This is a genomic window from Sphingomonas sp. AC435 (assembly GCF_979253005.1).
Genome location: NZ_CEEDCJ010000061.1, coordinates 1 through 256 on the forward strand (window position 1 = coordinate 1; position 256 = coordinate 256).

Consider the following 256-nt stretch of genomic DNA (forward strand, 5'->3'; position numbering starts at 1 on the left):
GCTCAGCTGGGCGGGGCCCACATCATTCACAGCCGGGAGGGCGTCGGGACTAACATCGAGCGATGGTTGCCGGTGAGTGCGGTGTCTCCTGACGGCGCCGCGCAATCTTCGGACCGTGCACTCGTCGAGCCAGGGCGCGGCCTGGCTCTCCTCGTTGACGACGAGGACGTGGTTCGATCCATCACAGCGGACCTGCTCGAAGAGGTTGGGTATGAAGTCCGTGAGGCGAACTCCGCTGAAGCGGCCTTGGCGCTCG

At 65.6% G+C, this 256-nt stretch carries 1 protein-coding gene; it reads left to right on the plus strand.

Annotation, left to right across the window (positions count from 1 at the left end; all coding sequences use genetic code 11):
• Positions 1–66: 66 nt before the first annotated feature.
• The coding region (locus AC0CH8_RS18955) for a hypothetical protein (RefSeq protein ID WP_465241210.1) at positions 67–256 on the plus strand (190 nt) is incomplete at its 3' end.